Source organism: Rahnella laticis, assembly GCF_015644585.1.
Taxonomy (GTDB): Bacteria; Pseudomonadota; Gammaproteobacteria; order Enterobacterales; family Enterobacteriaceae; genus Rahnella; species Rahnella laticis.
This window is the reverse complement of sequence record NZ_JADOBI010000014.1, coordinates 113,168-134,782: the sequence shown is the minus strand read 5'-3', so window position 1 is coordinate 134,782 and position 21,615 is coordinate 113,168. Positions and strand designations below refer to the sequence as shown.

Genomic DNA, 21,615 nt, shown 5'->3' with positions numbered 1-21,615 from the left:
AACAAACTTGTATCAGACGATTTCTGATGTAAGTGAAAGAACCGGTGGAGCGGTAGTTCAGTTGGTTAGAATACCTGCCTGTCACGCAGGGGGTCGCGGGTTCGAGCCCCGTCCGTTCCGCCAATTATTAAATATTATGCCTGCTAAATTAGCAGGCATAATAGTAAGCGTAATATAGGGGCGTAGCTCAGTTGGTAGAGCACCGGTCTCCAAAACCGGGTGTCGCGAGTTCGAGTCTCTCCGCCCCTGCCATATTAAAGCCCTTCGCGAAAGCGAGGGGCTTTTTTGTTATATGCCTCTATCATTTTCCTCTTTGCCCATACAACTTAGATTTAATCCTCGTTTCACTAAACTTTTGCACCAATAACGCTCAAATTCCCCCCGTTTTCTGGTTGTTTTTTGTCATGTTTTGGCTAAATACATGCACTAAATGATTGTTATCCCCGTATGTGACACCGCTCATGCTCCCATTTTTCCAGTGTACTAAACCTAATCATCGTCCGATGACGATTGCCCGACTCTGGCATATGGCATTCCCCCCTTTTATGGCGTTTTAATCGCGAGGGAGGAATGCATATGTCGGATGAACATCCTGGCCGTACCCAACGAGTCATAACAAAAAGTAGCTCAGACTACACGCGAGGAAAAAGACATGTACAAACGCTTATTAGTGGCAGCAGCAGTTGCAACAGCACTTTGTGGGGCGGCGCAGGCAGCTCCGCTGGTTGTGGGTTTTTCGCAGATCGGTTCTGAGTCCGGGTGGCGTTCTGCTGAAACTAAAGTATCGAAATCAGAGGCTGAAAAGCGCGGCATAACACTGAAAATTGCGGATGCCCAGCAAAAACAAGAGAACCAAATCAAAGCGATACGTTCCTTTATCGCACAAGGTGTTGATGCGATCTTCATCGCGCCTGTCGTCGCAACCGGCTGGGCTCCTGTTCTGACTGAAGCCAAAGAAGCCAAGATCCCGGTATTCCTGCTGGACCGCACTATCGAAGTCAGTGATCCGACGCTTTACACCGCTGCGGTCGCTTCCGACAGCGTTTACGAAGGTAAAGTGGCCGGTGACTGGCTGGTAAAAGAAGTCGCGGGTAAACCTTGTAACGTCGTGGAATTGCAGGGAACCGTCGGTGCCAGCGTTGCTTTAAACCGTAAACAAGGTTTTGCCGATGCGCTGAAAGCCGCGCCTAATGTCAAAATTATCCGTTCACAATCCGGCGACTTCACCCGCAGCAAAGGGAAAGAAGTCATGGAAAGCTTCATCAAGGCCGAACAAAACGGCAAAAATATCTGCGCTGTTTACGCACATAACGATGACATGGCAATCGGTGCCATTCAGGCAATTAAAGAAGCCGGTCTGAAACCAGGTTCGCAGATCAAAATCGTTTCAATTGATGGTGTTCCGGATATCTACAAAGCCATGCTGGCTGGCGAAGCGAATGCCTCTGTCGAACTGACACCAAACATGGCTGGTCCGGCATTTGATGCGCTGATCGCAATGAAAAAAGACGGTACTCAGCCGAAGAAATTCATCCAGACTCAGTCCGCTTTAATCCTGCCTGATATGGCTCAGAAAGAATACGACATGAAAAAAGACATGGGTTATTAAGCCGATTTTACCGGCTTGCCTCATGGGTAAGCCGGTAAAAATTATTCCCTTTTCGCCGCTGGCGAATGCAGCAGGAGTAGTGACGTGACGGATAATCCAGATTCAATATCGCTGCTTGAAGTGCGCGGCTTGTCAGTTGAATTCCCCGGCGTAAAGGCGCTTGAAAATGTCGACTTCACCCTCGAACGTGGCGAAATCTTTGCACTTTTGGGGGAAAATGGTGCCGGTAAATCCACAATGATTAAAGCGCTGACCGGCGTATATAAACGCTCCGCAGGTCAGGTTTTTCTCAATGGGAAATCCATCGAACCAGTAAATACCGCAGACGCACAGTCTCTGGGGATTGGGACGGTCTATCAGGAAGTAAACCTTCTTCCGAATATCTCCGTTGCCGCTAATCTGTTTATCGGACGTGAACCTACCCGTTTCGGGCTGGTGAATCAGCGCAAAATGGAACAGCAGGCTGAAGCGCTTCTCGAAGGCTACGGATTACACCTGGATGTCAGCCAGCCACTTTCCACATATTCCATTGCCATACAGCAGATAGTGGCCATTGCCCGTGCCGTAGACCTTTCCGCTCAGGTTCTCATCCTCGATGAACCGACCGCCAGCCTGGATGCCAGAGAAGTCAGCATGTTGCTGGATATTCTTGTGCAGCTGCGCAACAAAGGCGTCGGCATGATCTTTGTGACTCATTTTCTCGACCAGGTTTATCGTATCAGCGACCGCATTACCGTTTTGCGTAATGGCAAACGCGTCGGCTCGGAGCGTACCGCCGATCTGCCGCGCATTGAGCTGGTTCCGATGATGCTGGGGCACAGTTTTGACGAAAGCCTGCTTAAACGCACCGAGCACCGGAATGTCACAGGGGAGCCATTAGTCGATTTCAAAAATTATGGTCGTCGTGGCGTGGTTGAACATTTCGATCTGAAAGTTCGTCGTGGAGAAATCGTCGGACTGGCCGGGCTACTGGGTTCTGGCCGCACGGAAACCGCCCAGCTGATATTTGGCATTAAAGGCCATGACAGCGGTAATGCGCAGGTCGATGGCCATGCGGAAACGATCAATACGCCACGAAAAGCAGCGAAGCTCGGGTTTGGCTATTGCCCTGAAGATCGTAAAACCGACGGGATTATTGGTGCGGCAACGGTTCGCGAAAATATCATTCTGGCGTTGCAGGCTCAGCGTGGCTGGCTGCGTCCTTTACCGATGAAAGAACAGCATCAGATTGCCGAAAAGTTTATCAAACTTCTGGGTATCCGCACGCCCGGCACTGAGCAGGAAATTCAGTACCTTTCTGGTGGCAATCAGCAAAAAGTCCTGCTTTCCCGCTGGCTTGCGACCAATCCCCGCTTTCTTATTCTCGATGAACCCACTCGCGGGATTGACGTCGGTGCGCATGCGGAAATTATTCGCCTGATTGAAAAGCTTTGCGATGAAGGGTTGGCGCTGCTGGTCATTTCGTCTGAACTGGAAGAGCTGGCGGGTTATGCCGACCGTATCGTGGTGCTGCGCGACCGTCGTCATGTTGCTGAAATTGAGCAGGCCGAGATCTCCGTGCCAGCCATTATGAAAGCCATCGCGGCTCAATGAGGAGATACCGATGAGTAACAGGAGTCTGCCGATGACAGGAAGACCACGCAAAGTGAGATGGGTATTTCCCAAAGGCGCCACGCAGATCGGCGCTTTTGTCGCAATATTACTGATCGACAGCCTGGTCGCACCGGGCTTTTTCTCTATTCATATTCAGGATGGCCGCCTGTTTGGCAGCCTGGTTGATATCTTTAACCGCGGCGCGCCGGTGGCTCTGCTGGCTCTCGGTATGACGCTGGTTATCGCCACGGGCGGTATCGATCTTTCTGTCGGTGCTGTGATGGCGATTGCCGGTGCGACGGCGGCAACGATGACGGTTCAGGGATATCCGCTGATGGTGGTGTTGCTGGCGTCGGTAGGCGTCGGCGCAGTGTGCGGTCTTTGGAACGGTTTTCTGGTCGCCGTTTTGCAGATTCAGCCCATTGTTGCCACGCTGATGCTCATGGTAGCCGGGCGCGGTATCGCACAGTTGATTACGGAAGGGCAGATTGTCACTTTCGAGCACAACGGTCTTTCTCAGTTCGGCAGTGGTTCGCTGTTTTACCTGCCGATGCCGGTGATTATTGCTGCCGTCATGCTGATGCTGGTCTGGGGGCTTACGCGTAAAACCGCGCTCGGGCTATTTATCGAGTCTGTTGGCATCAATATCCGCTCTGCTTATAACGCCGGTGTTAATGCGCGGCTGGTGCTCATTTCCACCTACGTTATTTGCGGGATATGCGCGGCAGTCGCGGGCGTCATTGTCACGGCGGATATCCGCGGTGCTGATGCCAACAACGCAGGATTATGGCTGGAGCTCGACGCTATTCTTGCCGTCGTCATCGGCGGCGGTTCGCTGCTTGGCGGGCGTTTTAATCTCCTGCTTTCCGTTATCGGCGCACTGATTATTCAGGGGATGAATACGGGCATTCTGTTATCCGGCTTTAAACCGGAATTCAACCTGGTTCTGAAAGCGCTGGTTGTTCTGGCCGTGCTGGTGGTGCAATCACCGCGCGTTTCCTTCAGTAATCTGTTCCGGAGGAAGGGATAATGCTTAAAAGAAATTTGCCCTTGCTGATTACGATAGTGGTTTTTCTTGCCGGATACGCTTACTGCTTCACGCAATTCCCCGGGTTTGCATCGACGCGCGTGTTCTTTGATTTACTGACGGATAACGCGTTTCTCGGCATCGTGGCCGTCGGGATGACATTTGTGATTCTCTCGGGTGGGATCGACCTGTCTGTCGGTTCTGTTATTGCGTTTACCGGAGTATTGCTGGCAAAACTGATTGGAGATTACGGCGTCGCGCCGGGTTATGCGTTTGTGATTGTCCTGCTGATGGGGGCAATGTTCGGGGCGCTGATGGGCTGGATCATCGACACACTGAAACTCCCGGCCTTTATCATCACCCTGGCGGGGATGTTTTTCGTGCGCGGTATGAGCTTTATCGTCTCTGAAGAATCTCTGCCGATTAATCATCCCGTTTATGATTTTCTCGCCAACTATGCGTGGAAAATGCCGGGCGGTGGCCGTTTCACGTTGCTTGCACTGGTAATGCTGTTGGTCGTCTTTGGCGGCATCATTCTGGCTCACCGTACGCGTTTCGGTAACAACGTCTATGCCGTGGGCGGCAGCAATGTATCTGCGGCGCTGATGGGCGTTCCCGTCAGACGCACAACGATTTATATCTACATGCTGTCGAGTACGCTGGCGGTGTTATCGGGGATCATCTTCTCTCTCTACACGTCTGCGGGGTATGCGCTGGCGGCCAGCGGCGTTGAGCTTGATGCGATTGCGTCTGTCGTTATTGGCGGCACACTCTTGAGCGGCGGCGTGGGAACGGTGCTTGGAAGTTTGTTCGGCGTCTTAATTCAGGGGCTTATCCAGACTTACATCACGTTTGATGGCACGCTCAGTTCATGGTGGACGAAAATCGTCATGGGCGTTTTACTGTTTATCTTTATCGGACTGCAAAAAGGCATGGGCACCTTCTGGACTGCCAGAAGGGCGCGCCATCCGCGACCAGAGCCGTCCTGAGCCAGGACGGCGTCAGAAGTTAGTGATCAGCGGTGTTTTGAGTAACTGACGGATCAGAACCTGCTGATCGCTGTTTTGCAGCCAGACGGCGTACAACGGGCGGATCACTGGCGGAACATCTTCGTGCGCGGCGAGTTGCGGATATTCTTTTGCCCAGTGCGCTGGCAGAAAAGCGCAGCCACCTGTATTTTCCAGCAACTGACGCGTCAGCTGCGCAGACGTTGTGGTCAGCACCGGTTCCTGATCGCTGTTTTGCAGCTTTTCCTGCTGCGGAAAATCTGCGCCCCATTCCAGTTTCACGTAAGGCGTTTGTTCCCCTCTGACCGTTTTCTTCGACGAAAAAAGTCGTAACGAGAAATTACCCAGCAACTGGCTCGACAGCTCATCCATCTTGGGTGGCTCAGTGGTGATCAGTAAATCCAGTTGTCTTTCATGTAATTGTTTGACCAGAGACTGGCGTAAAGCGATGCGCGCCTCGAGTCTCAGCGTGTCACGTTGGGTATAAAGCGACTGCATCCAGGGTGTCAGATAGGCTTCCCAAAGCGATGCCGTAGCGCCAATCGACAATTCTGTGTGCTGTAACGAGCGTACAACCTCTTTTTTCGCCATTTGCCACGTAGACATCAGATTCTCGGCATAGGGCAGCAGGCGTTCTCCTGCGGGCGTTAAGCGGATGTTATTGCGATGCCGCGTGAACAAATTAGCGCCAAGTTGGGTTTCCAGTTGCCGGATACGAAAGCTGACAGCCGATTGCGTCAGATAAAGGGATTCCGCCGCCCGACCAAAGTGGCGAGTTCTACTGACCTCCAAAAAGGTTTTCAGTAATTCCGTGTCCAAAACTATCTCCAATAATTTTTGTCGTTAAGATTTAAATGTTTTGTTTTACACAATGTCAAGCCTAACTAATACTCCGCGCCATAACAGCACGACCATGAGAGAATTAGGAGCGTGTCAGATGGCGGAAAGCTTCACCACGACAAATCGTTTTTTTGATAATAAACATTACCCTCGCGGGTTCTCCCGGCATGGCGATTTCACCATTAAAGAAGCGCAAATGCTAGAACGTTACGGCTTCGCTTTTAATGAGCTGGATCTGGGGAAACGTGAGCCCGTTACCGACGAAGAAAAGCTGTTCCTGGAGGTTTGCCGTGGTACACGCGAACCTGTGACAGATGCAGAAAAAGTGTGGAACAAATATATTGTCCGCACCCGTCGTCCGAAGAAATTCCACACGCTGTCCGGCGGCAAACCGCAGGCTGACGCTGTAGAAGACTATACGGAAAGCGACGACTGACGACTAATGAAACGGGGCGATGCCCCGTTTTTTTATGCCAGATTCTTATGTAAAGTTAACAATAGCCTATCCATGGTGCGATAGCTCAGCGCCTCTGCAATATGTTTTCGTTCAATCGATTCTTCTCCTCCTAAATCGGCTAATGTTCGCGCAACTTTCAGGATCCGGTGCCACGCCCTCACTGACAATCCCAGTTTATGCAGGACCTCTTCCAGAAATTCCGCATCCGCTTTTTTTAAAACGCAGTAAATTTCGACTTCGCTGCTGTTCAGCCGCGCATTGATTTTCCCCGCGCGTTTCAGCTGAACCTCCCGTGCGGCTAATACCCGTTCCCGAACTTGCGCACTGCTTTCCCGCGCTGTCGGCGTATGGTTTTGCTGGCTCAAAATTCCGGGCGGCAACAGCGGCACTTCAATCGATAAATCAAACCGATCCAGGAAAGGGCCGGAAAGCCTGCCCAGATAGCGTAAAACCTGCTGTGGAGTCGTACGGTTGTGGATCCCCTGATAGTGTCCGGTCGGGCTGGGATTCATCGCTGCAATCAGCTGGGCTCTGGCCGGATAACGGACTTTTGCCCGCGCCCGGGAAATCGTAATTTCGCCTGATTCCATCGGCTGGCGCAAAGCATCCAGCACCTGACGCTGGAATTCCGGAAGCTCGTCCAGAAACAGGACGCCATTGTGAGCCAGCGAAATTTCTCCCGGCTTGGGCAGAGAACCCCCGCCGACCAGCGCGCTGATTGACGTACTGTGATGCGGCGCCCTGAAAGGCCGTACTCGCGAAAACTCACCGTCATCTTCCGGGTTATACACCAGGCTGGCGATAGCGGCGGTTTCGAGTTTTTCTTCGTTGCTGAGCGGGGGAAGTAATCCGGGTAAACGGCTCGCCAGCATGGTTTTCCCGGTGCCCGGCGGCCCGATTAGCAATAAGTTATGGCCTCCGGCGGCGGCGACCTCCAGCGCACGTTTTGACTGTACCTGACCAATGATATCGGCGATGTCAGGCTGGCAGGCCGGTTCCGGCGTAACGGGCGGATATTCAATCGCCGGCAGGCTATCCTCGCCCTGCAAAAAAGCGCAAACCTGTAGCAGATGTCCGGCAATATTGGCGACGCCGGGGTCAAGCAGCGTCATTTCGGACTGATTGGCTTGCGGCAAAATTAATATCCGGCCTTCTTTTTGTGCTTCGAGCGCAGCAGGAATTGCGCCGTTAACGCTGCGCAAAGTACCCGACAGTCCCAGTTCACCCAGAAATTCATACTTCTCCAGTCTGTCGCCTTTAAGCTGTTCAGAGGCCACCAGAATCGCCAGCGCGATAGATAAATCATACCGGCCACCTTCTTTGGGTAAGTCGGCAGGGGCGAGATTCACCGTAATACGCTTGGGTGGAAAACTGAAACCACAGTTGATGATGGCGCTGCGGACTCGGTCTCTGGCCTCTTTGACGGTGGTTTCGGGCAGGCCGACCAGCGTCAGGGCCGGTAAGCCATTACTGATATGCACTTCGACGGAGACACCGGGAGCCTGAACACCCAGTGATGCGCGGGTATACACCACGGCTAATGACATGCTTCTTCCTTGGCTGTGAATTTTCCTGAAAGGCAGCATGCCGCAGTCGGTAACGATTTTGGGAAGAAGATCTGCCAAATGCGCAGCGTCACGTAAAAAGACTCGCGGGTTCATCAGGTTGCATTGCGGCAGTGCGTAGTGCGCCGCACTCGCGGTAATACTCATTAACAAATTGAGGTCTTCGGAAACAAATTAGCGGGCTAATTAAGTTGCTGTTTATACAGGCAGAGGTGTTTAATCTTTATGTATTTAACAATAAAGAAACAAATATCAATCATTGATTAACATCTCTCTGCCTCGCTGAGGATTTTCCGGAACAGTTCAGTGAGAGCACTGCCTACAGCTATTCCGGAATAGGGATAAACCCATGTTTGGTTGGACCTCCCGGCAGCGTAATGTTGCCATCGCCAGCTTTTTAAGCTGGACGCTCGATGCTTTCGATTTCTTCATTTTAGTCTTTCTTCTCAGTGATATAGCGACAGCCTTTCATGTCGATATTAAAGAAGTCACGCTGGCGATTTTGCTGACACTGGCGGTGCGGCCCATTGGCGCGCTGGTATTCGGGCGAGCCGCGGAAAAATACGGGCGTAAACCGGTGCTGATGGTGAATATTGCCTGCTTTTCCGTTTTTGAACTCTGCACGGCCGCTGCGCCGTCGCTGACCGTTTTCCTCATCCTGCGCGTGATTTATGGTGTGGCGATGGGCGGCGTGTGGGGCGTGGCTTCTTCACTGGCGATGGAAACTATTCCTGACCGTTCGCGCGGCATGATGTCCGGTATTTTCCAGGCCGGTTATCCGTTCGGGTATCTGCTGGCTGCGGTGGTTTACGGGCTGTTTTCGGAGATGGTTGGCTGGCGCGGAATGTTTGTCATCGGTGCGGTGCCGATCTTCCTGCTGCCTTTCATCTGGTTCAAGGTGCAGGAATCGCCGGTCTGGCTTGCTGCCCGTGAACGCAAGGAAAGCACTGCGCTGTTGCCGGTGCTCAAATCCCACTGGAAACTTTGTGTTTATCTGGTCGTGCTGATGGCGGCCTTCAATTTCTTCAGCCACGGAACGCAGGATCTCTACCCGTCATTCCTGAAAGTTCAGCACGGTTTTGATGCACATACGGTCAGTTTGATTGCTATCGGTTACACCATTGCGTCAATCATTGGCGGTATCTTCTTCGGTACGCTTTCAGAGAAGATTGGTCGTAAAAAAGCCATTATTATCGCGGCCTTACTGTCATTGCCGGTGATCCCGCTGTGGGCATTTTCCAGCGGAACCTGGACCATCGGTCTTGGCGCTTTCCTGATGCAGTTTATGGTGCAGGGCGCGTGGGGCGTGGTGCCGTCTTATCTCACTGAGCTGGTGCCTGCGAACACCCGCGCCGTATTGCCCGGATTTGTTTATCAGCTCGGGAATTTGCTGGCGTCGGTCAATGCGACATTGCAGGCAGGCATTGCCGAAAGTCACGGACATAACTACGGGCTGGCGATGGCGATTGTCGCCGGGACGGTGGCGATCGTGATTTCTGTACTGGTTGCATTCGGGCGGGATACACGCGGAAAAGCGATAACGGGAGCAATAAATAATCAGAGAACAGATCAGCCTGCTAAGGTTTGATTTTTCAGATTATTTTTGCCGGATTGTGCAGCGCGTCGCAAATAATAACGCAAGAAAAGTGTTGTCATTAAATGCATTACTGTGATAACTCTGTAGGCAATCGTTCGCAAGATGAATTATAGAAACCAAAAAATGAAAGCCCTTCTCCTCGTAGTTAGCCTAGTCGTGATTAGCGTGGTGGTGATTATTATCCCACCGTGCGGGGCTGCACTTGGACGAAGAAAGGCTTATTAAACAAGCCTGAACCTGAAAAGAAACCCCGCACCGAAAGGTCCGGGGTTTTTTTTTGGTCAGGAATTTCAGAGAACAGCGAAGCGGGGTCGGAAAATGAGCAACAGCATAATATTCTGCACTTGTCGCAAAAAGGCAGGAGAATAAAGATGAACGGAGCACAGTGGGTAGTACAAGCGTTGCGTGCGCAGGGTGTAAATACAGTATTTGGTTATCCTGGCGGGGCAATCATGCCGGTATACGATGCACTGTATGACGGCGGCGTGGAACACCTGTTGTGCCGGCATGAGCAAGGTGCCGCAATGGCCGCCATCGGCTATGCCCGTTCTACCGGAAAAGTCGGTGTTTGTATCGCCACTTCCGGGCCTGGTGCCACCAACCTGATCACCGGCCTGGCTGACGCGCTGCTCGATTCCGTTCCGCTGGTGGCTATCACCGGTCAGGTCGGTTCCGCGTTTATCGGCACCGACGCCTTCCAGGAAATCGATGTTTTAGGATTATCTCTGGCCTGTACCAAACACAGTTTCCTGGTGGAATCTCTGGAAGCGCTGCCGGAAATCATGGCTGAAGCGTTTGCCATCGCCAGCTCAGGGCGTCCGGGCCCGGTTCTGATCGACATCCCGAAAGATATCCAGTTAGCGGTTGGCGAATTACCGCCGCATCTGGTTGCGGTCGAAGAAACGTTCCCGCATCCGGCTGCTGAACTGAAACAAGCCAGCGCGATGATTGCCGCAGCGCAAAAACCGATGCTGTACGTGGGCGGCGGCGTTGGCATCGCTCAGGCGGTTCCGGCATTACGTGAATTTATCTCGGCGACCGGTATTCCTGCGGTTGCCACGCTGAAAGGCCTTGGCGCGCCGGATTCCAGCGACCCGTGTTATCTGGGGATGCTGGGGATGCACGGCACGAAAGCCGCGAATCTGGCCGTTCAGTCCTGTGATTTACTGATTGCCGTCGGGGCGCGTTTTGATGACCGTGTGACCGGCAAACTGAATACCTTCGCGCCGAATGCCGCCGTTATCCACATGGACATCGACCCGGCGGAACTGAACAAATTACGTCAGGCGCACGTCGCGTTGCAGGGTGATCTGAATGCGTTGTTACCGGCGCTGCAACAGCCGCTGAACATCAACGCCTGGCGCGATGAAGTGATGACCCTGAAAGCGCAGGGCGAATGGCGTTACGACCATCCGGGCGAAGCTATTTACGCACCGCTGCTGCTGAAACAAATCTCCGATCGCAAATCTGCCAATACCGTTGTTACTACCGATGTCGGCCAGCACCAGATGTGGACCGCGCAGCACATGCAGTTCACCCGCCCGGAAAACTTCATCACGTCCAGTGGTCTGGGCACGATGGGCTTCGGCGTTCCTGCTGCCGTTGGCGCGCAGGTTGCCCGCCCGGATGACATGGTGATCTGCGTTTCCGGCGACGGTTCTTTCATGATGAACGTTCAGGAGCTGGGCACCATCAAGCGAAAACAGCTGCCCGTCAAAATCCTGCTGCTGGACAACCAGCGGTTAGGGATGGTCCGGCAGTGGCAGGAATTGTTTTTCGACGGACGCTTTAGTGAAACCAACCTCTCTGATAACCCCGATTTTGTGACGCTGGCCAGCGCATTCAATATCCCTGGCCAGCGCATCCACCGTAAAGACCAAGTCGATGCCGCTCTGGACGCGTTCTTCAATAGCGAAGGCCCGTATTTGCTCCAGGTTTCCATCGACGAAAACGAGAATGTCTGGCCACTGGTTCCACCGGGCGCAGGCAACGAAACCATGTTGGAGAAAATGTCATGATGCAGCATAACGTCTCAATCCAGGCCCGTTTCCGCCCCGAAATGTTAGAACGCGTATTACGCGTTGTTCGCCACCGTGGTTTTCAGGTGTGCGCAATGAACATGACCCCGATGGTCAATGCGGAAAATATAAATATCGAATTGACCGTTGCCAGCCAGCGGCCGGTAGATTTACTGTCTTCACAGTTAAGCAAACTTATGGATGTCGCCTGTGTCGAGATCCAGCAACATACATCACAACAAATACGCGCGAATGCGTGAGTAAAGGAACGAGAGAATGACGAAGAAAGCTGATTACATTTGGTTCAATGGCGAGATGGTTCCGTGGGCAGAAGCGAAAGTACACGTAATGTCCCATGCATTGCATTACGGCACCTCCGTATTCGAAGGCGTGCGTTGCTACGACTCCCACAAAGGCCCTGTCGTATTCCGTCACCGTGAACACATGCAGCGTCTGCGCGATTCCGCAAAAATCTACCGTATGCCGGTTTCCCAAAGCGTTGATGAACTGATGGAAGCCTGCCGCGAAACCCTGCGCAAAAACAATCTGGTCAGCGCGTATATTCGTCCGCTGGTCTTCGTTGGCGATGTGGGTATGGGCGTAAACCCGCCGGATGGCTACAAAACTGACGTGATCATTGCCGCTTTCCCTTGGGGCGCCTATCTGGGCGAAGAAGCGCTCGAGCAGGGGATCGACGCAATGGTTTCTTCATGGAACCGTGTAGCAGCTAACACCATCCCGACCGCGGCGAAAGCCGGGGGTAACTACCTGTCTTCTCTGCTGGTGGGCAGCGAAGCACGCCGCCACGGTTATCAGGAAGGTATCGCGCTGGACGTTCACGGTTACGTTTCTGAAGGTGCAGGCGAAAACCTGTTCGAAGTGAAGGACGGCATTCTGTTCACGCCTCCGTTCACCTCTTCTGCGCTGCCGGGCATCACCCGTGACGCGATTATTAAACTGGCGAAAGACATGGGCCTGGAAGTTCGCGAGCAGGTTCTTTCCCGCGAATCTCTGTACCTGGCTGACGAAGTCTTCATGTCCGGTACTGCTGCAGAAATCACGCCAGTTCGCAGCGTTGACGGCATTCAGGTCGGCATCGGCAAACGTGGTCCGGTCACCAAACAAATTCAGGATGCGTTCTTCGGTCTGTTCACCGGTAAAACCGAAGACAAATGGGGTTGGTTGGATCCAATCAACCCGCAGTAGTCTAAAGAACAAGAAATATGCAGGCGATGTCATCGTCGCCTGCTAAACAGAAATGATTTGGAGTGAATAGAGCATGCCTAAGTACCGTTCCCACACCACGACTCATGGCCGCAACATGGCTGGCGCCCGCGCTTTATGGCGTGCCACCGGCATGACCGACGATGATTTCGGTAAGCCAATTATTGCCGTTGTGAACTCCTTTACCCAGTTCGTTCCGGGCCACGTGCATTTACGTGATCTGGGTAAACTGGTTGCCGAGCAAATCGAAGCTTCCGGCGGCGTTGCCAAAGAGTTCAACACCATTGCCGTGGATGACGGGATCGCCATGGGGCATGGTGGCATGCTGTATTCACTCCCTTCACGCGAGCTGATTGCAGACTCCGTGGAATACATGGTGAACGCGCACTGCGCCGACGCCATGGTGTGTATTTCCAACTGCGACAAAATCACCCCGGGGATGTTAATGGCGTCCCTGCGCCTGAACATTCCGGTGATCTTCGTTTCCGGCGGCCCGATGGAAGCCGGTAAAACCAAGCTGTCCGACAAAATCATCAAACTCGATCTGGTCGATGCGATGATTCAGGGCGCAAACCCGAATGTTAGCGACGCCGACAGCGAACAAATCGAACGTTCTGCCTGCCCGACGTGCGGTTCCTGTTCCGGGATGTTTACCGCCAACTCCATGAACTGTCTGACCGAAGCGCTGGGCCTGTCTCAGCCAGGCAACGGTTCATTACTGGCAACTCATGCTGATCGTAAAGACCTGTTCCTGAACGCCGGTCGTCGCATCGTTGAACTGACCAAACGTTATTACGAGCAGGACGATGAAAGCGCATTGCCGCGCAGCATCGCCAGCAAAGCCGCATTCGAAAATGCCATGACGCTGGATATCGCCATGGGCGGTTCCACGAACACCGTTCTTCACCTGCTCGCTGCCGCGCAGGAAGGCGGCATTGATTTCGATATGACCGACATCGACCGTCTGTCACGCAAGGTTCCGCATCTGTGTAAAGTTGCGCCGAGCACCCAGAAATATCATATGGAAGACGTTCACCGCGCCGGTGGCGTACTGGCGATTCTGGGCGAACTGGACCGCGCGAACCTGCTGAACCGCGATGTGAAAAACATCCTGAACCTGAACCTGAGCCAGACGCTGGATAAATACGACATCATGCTGACTCAGGATGAAGCCGTGAAAAAAATGTTCCGCGCAGGCCCGGCGGGTATCCGTACCACGCAGGCTTTCTCACAGGACTGCCGCTGGGATACGCTCGATGATGACCGCGCCGACGGTTGTATCCGTTCACTGGAGAACGCCTTCAGCAAAGACGGCGGCCTGGCCGTGCTTTACGGCAACATCGCGGAAGCGGGCAGCATCGTTAAAACTGCGGGCGTGGATAAATCCAATTTGGTGTTCCGTGGCCCGGCTAAAGTGTACGAAAGCCAGGATGACGCAGTCGCTGCGATCCTCGGTGGCAAAGTGGTTTCCGGTGATGTCGTGGTGATCCGCTACGAAGGGCCAAAAGGCGGGCCGGGCATGCAGGAAATGCTGTATCCGACCACTTACCTGAAATCCATGGGGTTGGGCAAAGAGTGTGCGCTGATCACCGACGGTCGTTTCTCCGGCGGGACTTCAGGTCTGTCTATCGGCCACGTTTCTCCGGAAGCGGGCAGCGGCGGTTTGATTGCGCTGGTGGAAGATGGCGACATGATCGACATCGATATTCCTAACCGCAGCATGGTGCTCGACGTTCCTGCGGCCGAACTGGCAGCCCGTCATGAAGCCGAACTGGCGCGCGGCGACAAAGCCTGGACGCCGAAAAACCGTGAACGTGTGGTGTCTTATGCGCTGCGGGCTTACGCAATGCTGGCGACCAGTGCTGACAAAGGCGCTGTCCGCGACAAGTCTAAGCTGGGAGGCTAAGGGCCATGGCGGTATCACAACCTCTACCCGACCAGCCGTGCGGCGCAGAATATCTGCGTGCCGTGCTGCGTGCGCCGGTTTATGAAGTCGCACAGGTTACGCCTTTGCAGGTCATGGAAAAGATCTCTTCCCGGTTAGGCAACACCGTTCTGGTGAAGAGGGAAGACCGCCAGGCTGTTCACAGTTTTAAACTGCGCGGCGCATATTCCATGATTGCCAGCCTGACGGAAGAACAGGCGGCACGCGGCGTGATCACGGCTTCTGCCGGAAATCACGCGCAGGGCGTCGCGTTGTCGGCGACCAAAAAAGGCATTAAATCTCTGATTGTTATGCCGGTTGCTACGGCGGATATCAAAGTTGATGCGGTGCGTAATTTCGGCGGCGAAGTCCTGCTGTTTGGCGCGAATTTCGACGAAGCCAAAGGCAAAGCTATCGAGCTTTCGCAAAAGCAGGGCATGACCTTTGTGCCGCCGTTTGATCATCCGGCGGTGATCGCCGGACAAGGCACGCTGGCGATGGAATTGCTGCAACAGGATGCGCATCTTGATCGCGTATTCGTACCGGTCGGCGGTGGCGGCCTGGCCGCTGGCGTCGCGGTGTTAATCAAACAGCTGATGCCGCAAATCAAAGTGATTGGCGTAGAAGCCGAAGATTCAGCCTGCCTGCGGGCGGCGCTGGATGCCGGTGAACCGGTTGATCTGGCGCGTGTCGGGCTGTTCGCTGAAGGCGTGGCCGTGAAGCGTATCGGTAACGAAACCTTCCGTCTGTGCCGTGAATATCTTGATGACGTGATCACCGTCGACAGCGATTCCATCTGCGCGGCGGTAAAAGATTTGTTCGAAGATGTCCGCGCTATCGCCGAGCCTTCCGGGGCGCTGGCGCTGGCAGGCATGAAGAAATACGTGCAGCAGCACAACATTCAGGGCGAGCGTCTGGCGCATATTCTTTCCGGCGCGAACGTGAACTTCCACGGCCTGCGCTATGTGTCTGAGCGCTGCGAGCTGGGTGAACAACGCGAAGCGCTGCTGGCGGTGACCATTCCGGAACGCAAAGGCAGCTTCCTGAAATTCTGCCAGTTGCTCGGTGGCCGTTCAGTCACGGAGTTTAACTACCGTTACGCCGACGCTGACAACGCCTGCATTTTCGTGGGTGTACGTCTGACACGAGGCCACGCAGAACGGCAGGAAATCATCGCCGAGCTGAATCACGACGGTTATCAGGTGGTCGATTTATCTGATGATGAAATGGCGAAACTGCATGTGCGTTATATGGTGGGCGGGCGTCCAACCAAGCCTTTACGCGAGCGGCTTTACAGCTTCGAGTTCCCGGAATCACCGGGCGCGTTGCTGAAATTTCTGCATACGCTGGGCACGCACTGGAATATTTCACTGTTCCATTATCGCAGTCACGGCACCGATTTTGGTCGTGTACTGGCCGCGTTTGAGCTGAACGAAGAAGAGCCGGAGTTCGAGAAGAACCTGACGGCGCTGGGCTATGACTGTCATAACGAAAGTGATAATCCTGCGTTCCGCTTCTTCCTGGCGGGCTAAAAACCGAAGGGCCCGAACGGGCCCTTTTTCTTTGCCATTATTTTGTCGCGAACGCAGGTTATAACAATTGCCAGAACGCCTCGATCAGCGGTTCGTTCAGGCGTTTTTTCTGCACGCAGACGCCCAGTTCCAGCGGCGCGCCGAGCGTGACGTTATCCAGAACGGAAATACGGTTGCGCACTGGTTCCGGGCTGTTATCGACAACGACCGACGGAATGAGCGCGATGCCGCAACCGAGCGCGACCATTGACACAATCGCTTCGTGGCCGGACACCGTGGCGTAAATCAGCGGATTGTTCAGACGGTTTCGTTTGAACCAGATGTCGATACGTTTTCGCGCCGGGCCGTGCTCAGGAAGAATAAACGGAATTTGTGACCAGTCGGGATGCGGCACGCTGACTTGTGTTCGCACCGCGCCCGGCAGAGACGGGGAAATCAGGATCATCGGAATTTCGCCGATCTGCGTGAAATCCACGCTTCCCGGCAGGCTTTCCGGGCGGCCTGCAATCCCCAGGTCCGCTTCGGTGGACTGAACTTTTTCGACCGCGTCGGCGGCGTCGCCGGTGGTCAGTTTGATTTCGACCAGCGGATGTTGCGCGCGGAAGCGGTCAAGAATAGGGGGCAGGTGGCTGTACGCAGCGGTGACCGAGCAGAATAAATGCAGCTCGCCACTGAGCGTCGGGCCATGCTGATCCAGCCCGCTGCGCAGTTGCTGGTAACTCAGCAGCGTTTGCTGGGCAAAAGTTTTGAGCTGTTCACCCGCGCTGGTCAGTTGCACGGTGCGGTTGTCACGCTGAAATAACGGCTGGCCGAGTTCTTCTTCCAGCCGCTGGATCTGGCGCGACAGCGTTGATGGGCTGACATGCATCGCCTTCGACGAACGGCCAAAATGGCGGCTTTCCGCCAGATGTAAGAACAGTTTCAGATCACGCAAATCCATAAAGAAGTCCCGGCTTTTTAGTTACGCAAAGGTCAAACGAAGTATATTGCATTTTTTGCAACGTCATCTTCGTAATATATCAATTTAAGCAATGTGTCGCATGACATATAGTGAATTCACGGCGTTCACCGGCTTACCGGTGAAACAAAAAATAACAGCACTTACCTCGATAGAACGGAGCAAGACATGGCTAACTATTTCAACACACTGAACCTGCGTCAGCAGCTGGCACAACTGGGCAAATGCCGCTTCATGGGTCGCGATGAATTCGCGGACGAAGCCAGCTACCTCAAAGGTAAAAAAGTGGTGATTGTAGGCTGTGGCGCACAGGGCCTGAACCAGGGTCTGAACATGCGTGATTCCGGTCTGGATGTTTCCTACACCCTGCGTGCAGAAGCGATTGCTGAGAAGCGTGCTTCATGGCGTAAAGCGACCGAAAACGGCTTCAAAGTCGGCACCTACGAAGAACTGATCCCACAGGCTGACCTGGTCGTTAACCTGACGCCAGACAAACAGCACAGTGCTGTGGTTAAAGCGGTTCAGCCTTTGATGAAAGATGGCGCAACGCTGGGTTACTCCCACGGCTTCAACATCGTAGAAGTGGGCGAGCAAATCCGTAAAGACATCACCGTCGTGATGGTTGCTCCAAAATGTCCGGGTACTGAAGTTCGCGAAGAATACAAACGTGGTTTCGGCGTTCCGACGCTGATCGCCGTTCACCCGGAAAACGACCCGAAAGGCGAAGGCATGGCGATTGCTAAAGCCTGGGCAGCTGCAACAGGCGGCCACCGTGCCGGTGTTCTGCAATCTTCTTTCGTTGCAGAAGTAAAATCTGACCTGATGGGTGAGCAGACTATCCTGTGCGGTATGTTGCAGGCCGGTTCCCTGCTGTGCTTCGACAAACTGGTTGCTGACGGCGTAGACGAAGCGTACGCAGAAAAACTGCTGCAATTCGGCTGGGAAACTATCACCGAAGCACTGAAACAAGGCGGTATCACGCTGATGATGGATCGTCTGTCCAACCCGGCGAAACTGCGTGCTTACGCACTGTCTGAACAACTGAAAGAGATCATGGCGCCGCTGTTCCAGAAACACATGGACGACATCATCTCCGGCGAATTCTCCAGCGGCATGATGGCTGACTGGGCGAACGACGACAAAAACCTGCTGACCTGGCGTGAAGAAACGGGCGCAACTGCGTTCGAAAACGCACCACAGTTCGACGGTAAAATTTCTGAGCAGGAATACTTCGACCACGGCGTTGTGATGATCGCGATGGTGAAAGCGGGGGTTGAGCTGGCCTTCGAAACCATGGTGGCTTCCGGCATCATCGAAGAATCCGCTTACTACGAATCACTGCACGAACTGCCGCTGATCGCCAACACCGTTGCGCGTAAGCGTCTGTACGAAATGAACGTGGTTATCTCTGATACCGCAGAATACGGTAACTACCTGTTTGCTAACGCAGCAGTACCGTTGCTGAAAGAATTCATGACCACCCTGCAGGCGGGTGATTTGGGTAAATCGGTTGCAGAAACTCAGGTTGATAACGCGCAGCTGCGTGACGTTAACGAAGCTATCCGCAACCACCCAATCGAGTCAATCGGCCGCACTTTACGTGGTTATATGACTGATATGAAACGCATCGCAGTAGCGAGCTGATCCCCTTCGTACTCGAATTCTTCAGGGTTTTCGGAAGATAAATAAAAAGGGCACTGCATGAAAATGCGGTGCCCTTTCTTTTTACTGCGCCGGAACGGTAACTCAGTTGCGGTACAGGATCTTAATGATGTGGTAGCCAAACTGGGTGTGCAGCGGGCCTTGTGGTTCGATCAGCGGCGCAGAGAAAACCACTTTATCGAAAGCTGGCACCATTGCGCCTTGCTTAAATTCACCTAAATGGCCGCCTTTTTTGCCTGACGGGCAGGTAGAGTGTTTTTTAGCCAGTTTTTCGAAATCGCCACCGTTCTTCAGCTGTTCCAGAAGATCGAGCGCCTGTGCTTCTTCCTTAACAAGGATATGCATTGCTGCAGCAGTTTTTGCCATGATTGAGACCTTTTATGCGAGAGTGTTTCCAGGGGCGTAATGTAACATCTGCAACGCCGTATGTGGACTCTGCCCTGCATTCCAGACATCACAAATTGCACCGTAAAGGCTGTCAATCTCAGGCGACGTTTCTGCTACAATCGCCGTCCTTGTCCATCAGGTGAGCAAAAATACGCCATGCGATTAAACCCCAGCCAACAACATGCCGTCGAATTCGTCACCGGACCCTGCCTGGTTCTGGCGGGGGCTGGCTCCGGCAAAACCAGGGTGATTACCAATAAAATCGCACACCTGATCCGTGAGTGCGGCTATCAGGCCCGTCACATTGCGGCTGTAACCTTCACCAATAAAGCGGCGCGCGAGATGAAAGAGCGTGTGGCGCAAACCCTTGGGCGTAAAGAATCACGCGGCTTGCTGATCGCGACTTTCCATACGCTGGGGCTGGAAATCATCAAACGCGAATTTGCCGCTTTGGGCATGAAATCCAATTTCTCCCTGTTCGACGATCAGGACCAGCTGGCGCTGCTCAAAGAGCTGAGCGAGAAGTGGCTGGAAAACGACAAAACGCTGTTGCAACAGCTGATCTCGACGATCTCAAACTGGAAGAACGATCTGGTTGATCCGTCCCATGCGGCGGGCCTTGCGCGATCGGAGCGCGATCAGATCTTCGCGCACTGCTACGGGCTTTATCATGACCATATGCGTGCCTGTAATATCCTCGATTTCGATGACCTGATCCTGCTGCCGACGCTGCTGTTGCAGAAGAATGAAGAGGTGCGCGAGCGTTGGCAGAATAAACTGCGCTACCTGCTGGTCGATGAATATCAGGACACCAATACCAGTCAGTACATGATGGTGAAACTGCTGGTTGGCAACCGCGCACGTTTTACCGTAGTTGGCGACGACGATCAGTCTATTTACTCCTGGCGTGGTGCCCGGCCGCAAAACCTGGTGCTGCTCAAAGAAGATTTCCCGCAGTTGCAGGTCGTTAAGCTTGAACAGAACTACCGTTCCTCGCAGCGCATTCTGAAAGCGGCCAACATCCTGATAGCCAACAACCCGCATGTGTTCGAGAAGCGGCTTTTCTCGGAGCTGGGTTACGGCGAAACGCTGAAAGTAGTGACCGCCAACAATGAAGATCACGAAGCCGAGCGCGTGGTCGGCGAGCTGATTGCGCATCACTTTATCAACAAGACCGGCTATGGCGATTACGCGATTTTGTATCGCGGTAACCACCAGTCACGCCTGTTTGAAAAAATGCTGATGCAGAACCGCATTCCGTACCGCATTTCCGGCGGCACGTCGTTCTTCTCGCGGCCTGAAATTAAAGATTTACTGGCCTATCTGCGCGTCCTGACTAACCCTGACGACGACAGCGCATTTCTGCGTATCGTGAATACGCCGCGTCGTGAAATCGGTGCCGCGACGCTGCAAAAGCTCGGCGAGTGGGCAAATCAGCGCAACAAAGGTTTGTTTAAAGCCAGTTTTGATATGGGGCTTAGCCAGTATCTGACCGGGCGCGGCCTGGAATCATTGCAACGGTTTACGCACTGGATGGGCACGATTTCTGAGCTGGCCGAACGCGAACCGGTCGCGGCGGTACGGGATCTGATCCACGGCATTGATTACGAAAGCTGGTTGTTTGAAACTTCGCCGAGCCCGAAGGCGGCGGAAATGCGCATGAAAAACGTCAATCAGCTTTTCAGCTGGATGACCGAAATGCTTGAGGGCACCGATCTGGATGAGCCGATGACGCTCACGCAGGTGGTCACGCGCTTTACGCTGCGAGACATGATGGAGCGCGGTGAAAGTGACGAAGAGCTGGATCAGGTTCAGCTGATGACGCTGCACGCCTCGAAAGGTCTGGAATTCCCCTATGTATTTCTGGTCGGTATGGAGGAAGGATTATTGCCGCATCAGAGCAGTATCGATGAAGACAATGTCGATGAAGAACGGCGTCTGGCGTATGTGGGCATCACCCGCGCCCAAAAAGAGCTGACTTTTACGCTTTGTCGCGAACGTCGCCAGTACGGGGAATTAATTCGTCCTGAACCCAGCCGCTTCCTGATGGAACTGCCGCAGGATGATTTAGCCTGGGAAAGTGAGCGTAAAGTGGTCAGTGCGCAGGAGCGTATGGTGAAAGGGCAAAGCCATCTGGAGAAAATCCGTGAGCAGCTGGCGAAAGCCAAAGGCGGAAGCTGACAGGCAAAGAAAAGGCAGGGGATAAGCCCTGCCT

General features: G+C 53.6%; 18 protein-coding genes and 2 tRNA genes. 16 read left to right on the top strand and 4 right to left on the bottom strand.

Going from position 1 to position 21,615, the window contains the following annotated elements:
• Window positions 1-46 precede the first annotated feature (46 nt).
• The 6 genes from IV433_RS23015 (at window position 47) to yjfF (ending at window position 5,218) form a co-directional block, all read left to right on the top strand.
• Window positions 47-123, top strand: a tRNA-Asp gene (locus tag IV433_RS23015).
• Between the two features lie 53 nt (window positions 124-176).
• A tRNA-Trp gene (locus IV433_RS23010) sits at window positions 177-252 on the top strand.
• Between the two features lie 400 nt (window positions 253-652).
• Window positions 653-1,609 (top strand): galactofuranose ABC transporter, galactofuranose-binding protein YtfQ, encoded by a 957-nt coding sequence (gene ytfQ, locus IV433_RS23005; RefSeq protein WP_101079483.1) that lies wholly within the window; start codon window positions 653-655, stop codon window positions 1,607-1,609.
• A 111-nt stretch (window positions 1,610-1,720) separates the two neighbouring features.
• Window positions 1,721-3,202, top strand: a complete 1,482-nt coding sequence (gene ytfR, locus IV433_RS23000; RefSeq protein ID WP_195816099.1) for a galactofuranose ABC transporter, ATP-binding protein YtfR — start codon at window positions 1,721-1,723, stop codon at window positions 3,200-3,202.
• A gap of 10 nt (window positions 3,203-3,212) precedes the next feature.
• Window positions 3,213-4,232: a galactofuranose ABC transporter, ATP-binding protein YtfT gene (gene ytfT / locus IV433_RS22995; RefSeq protein ID WP_195816095.1), complete on the top strand. Its 1,020-nt coding sequence runs from the start codon at window positions 3,213-3,215 to the stop codon at window positions 4,230-4,232.
• On the top strand, window positions 4,232-5,218 hold the full coding sequence (yjfF, locus tag IV433_RS22990; RefSeq protein WP_195816094.1) for a galactofuranose ABC transporter, permease protein YjfF: 987 nt from the start codon (window positions 4,232-4,234) through the stop codon (window positions 5,216-5,218). The genes ytfT and yjfF overlap by 1 nt, the downstream gene beginning before the upstream one ends.
• A 12-nt stretch (window positions 5,219-5,230) precedes the next feature.
• Here yjfF and hdfR read toward each other — a convergent pair whose 3' ends face one another.
• Window positions 5,231-6,055, bottom strand: a complete 825-nt coding sequence (gene hdfR, locus IV433_RS22985; RefSeq protein WP_152324746.1) for an HTH-type transcriptional regulator HdfR — start codon at window positions 6,053-6,055, stop codon at window positions 5,231-5,233.
• Window positions 6,056-6,173: 118 nt separating this feature from the next.
• Here hdfR and IV433_RS22980 point away from each other — a divergent pair, with 118 nt between their 5' ends.
• Window positions 6,174-6,512 (top strand): DUF413 domain-containing protein, encoded by a 339-nt coding sequence (locus IV433_RS22980; RefSeq protein WP_095924170.1) that lies wholly within the window; start codon window positions 6,174-6,176, stop codon window positions 6,510-6,512.
• 32 nt (window positions 6,513-6,544) lie between these two features.
• Here the strand turns inward: IV433_RS22980 and IV433_RS22975 are convergent, their stop codons facing one another.
• Window positions 6,545-8,080, bottom strand: coding sequence for a YifB family Mg chelatase-like AAA ATPase (locus IV433_RS22975; RefSeq protein ID WP_195816093.1), 1,536 nt, complete (start codon window positions 8,078-8,080; stop codon window positions 6,545-6,547).
• Between the two features lie 367 nt (window positions 8,081-8,447).
• Here IV433_RS22975 and IV433_RS22970 point away from each other — a divergent pair, with 367 nt between their 5' ends.
• The 7 genes from IV433_RS22970 (at window position 8,448) to ilvA (ending at window position 16,393) form a co-directional block, all read left to right on the top strand.
• Complete coding sequence (locus IV433_RS22970) at window positions 8,448-9,686, top strand: MFS transporter (RefSeq protein WP_101079478.1); 1,239 nt, start codon at window positions 8,448-8,450, stop codon at window positions 9,684-9,686.
• Window positions 9,687-9,818: 132 nt separating this feature from the next.
• Complete coding sequence (gene ilvL, locus IV433_RS22965) at window positions 9,819-9,920, top strand: ilv operon leader peptide (RefSeq protein WP_015699153.1); 102 nt, start codon at window positions 9,819-9,821, stop codon at window positions 9,918-9,920.
• Window positions 9,921-10,066: 146 nt separating this feature from the next.
• Window positions 10,067-11,713: an acetolactate synthase 2 catalytic subunit gene (ilvG, locus tag IV433_RS22960; protein WP_195816092.1), complete on the top strand. Its 1,647-nt coding sequence runs from the start codon at window positions 10,067-10,069 to the stop codon at window positions 11,711-11,713.
• Complete coding sequence (gene ilvM, locus IV433_RS22955) at window positions 11,710-11,973, top strand: acetolactate synthase 2 small subunit (protein WP_101079476.1); 264 nt, start codon at window positions 11,710-11,712, stop codon at window positions 11,971-11,973. The genes ilvG and ilvM overlap by 4 nt, the downstream gene beginning before the upstream one ends.
• 16 nt (window positions 11,974-11,989) lie before the next feature.
• On the top strand, window positions 11,990-12,919 hold the full coding sequence (locus IV433_RS22950) for a branched-chain amino acid transaminase (protein WP_101079475.1): 930 nt from the start codon (window positions 11,990-11,992) through the stop codon (window positions 12,917-12,919).
• A 73-nt stretch (window positions 12,920-12,992) separates the two neighbouring features.
• Complete coding sequence (gene ilvD / locus IV433_RS22945) at window positions 12,993-14,843, top strand: dihydroxy-acid dehydratase (RefSeq protein WP_195816091.1); 1,851 nt, start codon at window positions 12,993-12,995, stop codon at window positions 14,841-14,843.
• Window positions 14,844-14,848: 5 nt separating this feature from the next.
• Entirely contained in the window at window positions 14,849-16,393 is a 1,545-nt protein-coding gene (ilvA, locus tag IV433_RS22940; RefSeq protein ID WP_101079473.1) for a threonine ammonia-lyase, biosynthetic, read from the top strand.
• Between the two features lie 58 nt (window positions 16,394-16,451).
• Here the strand turns inward: ilvA and ilvY are convergent, their stop codons facing one another.
• Window positions 16,452-17,333 (bottom strand): HTH-type transcriptional activator IlvY, encoded by an 882-nt coding sequence (ilvY, locus tag IV433_RS22935; RefSeq protein ID WP_195816090.1) that lies wholly within the window; start codon window positions 17,331-17,333, stop codon window positions 16,452-16,454.
• A 186-nt stretch (window positions 17,334-17,519) separates the two neighbouring features.
• Here ilvY and ilvC point away from each other — a divergent pair, with 186 nt between their 5' ends.
• Entirely contained in the window at window positions 17,520-18,995 is a 1,476-nt protein-coding gene (ilvC, locus tag IV433_RS22930) for a ketol-acid reductoisomerase (protein WP_056772344.1), read from the top strand.
• A gap of 102 nt (window positions 18,996-19,097) precedes the next feature.
• Here ilvC and ppiC read toward each other — a convergent pair whose 3' ends face one another.
• Window positions 19,098-19,379: a peptidylprolyl isomerase PpiC gene (gene ppiC, locus IV433_RS22925; RefSeq protein ID WP_015690589.1), complete on the bottom strand. Its 282-nt coding sequence runs from the start codon at window positions 19,377-19,379 to the stop codon at window positions 19,098-19,100.
• Window positions 19,380-19,556: 177 nt separating this feature from the next.
• On the opposite strand from ppiC, the gene rep reads away from it, so the two are divergent.
• Window positions 19,557-21,581, top strand: a complete 2,025-nt coding sequence (gene rep, locus IV433_RS22920) for a DNA helicase Rep (RefSeq protein WP_195816089.1) — start codon at window positions 19,557-19,559, stop codon at window positions 21,579-21,581.
• Window positions 21,582-21,615 lie beyond the last annotated feature (34 nt).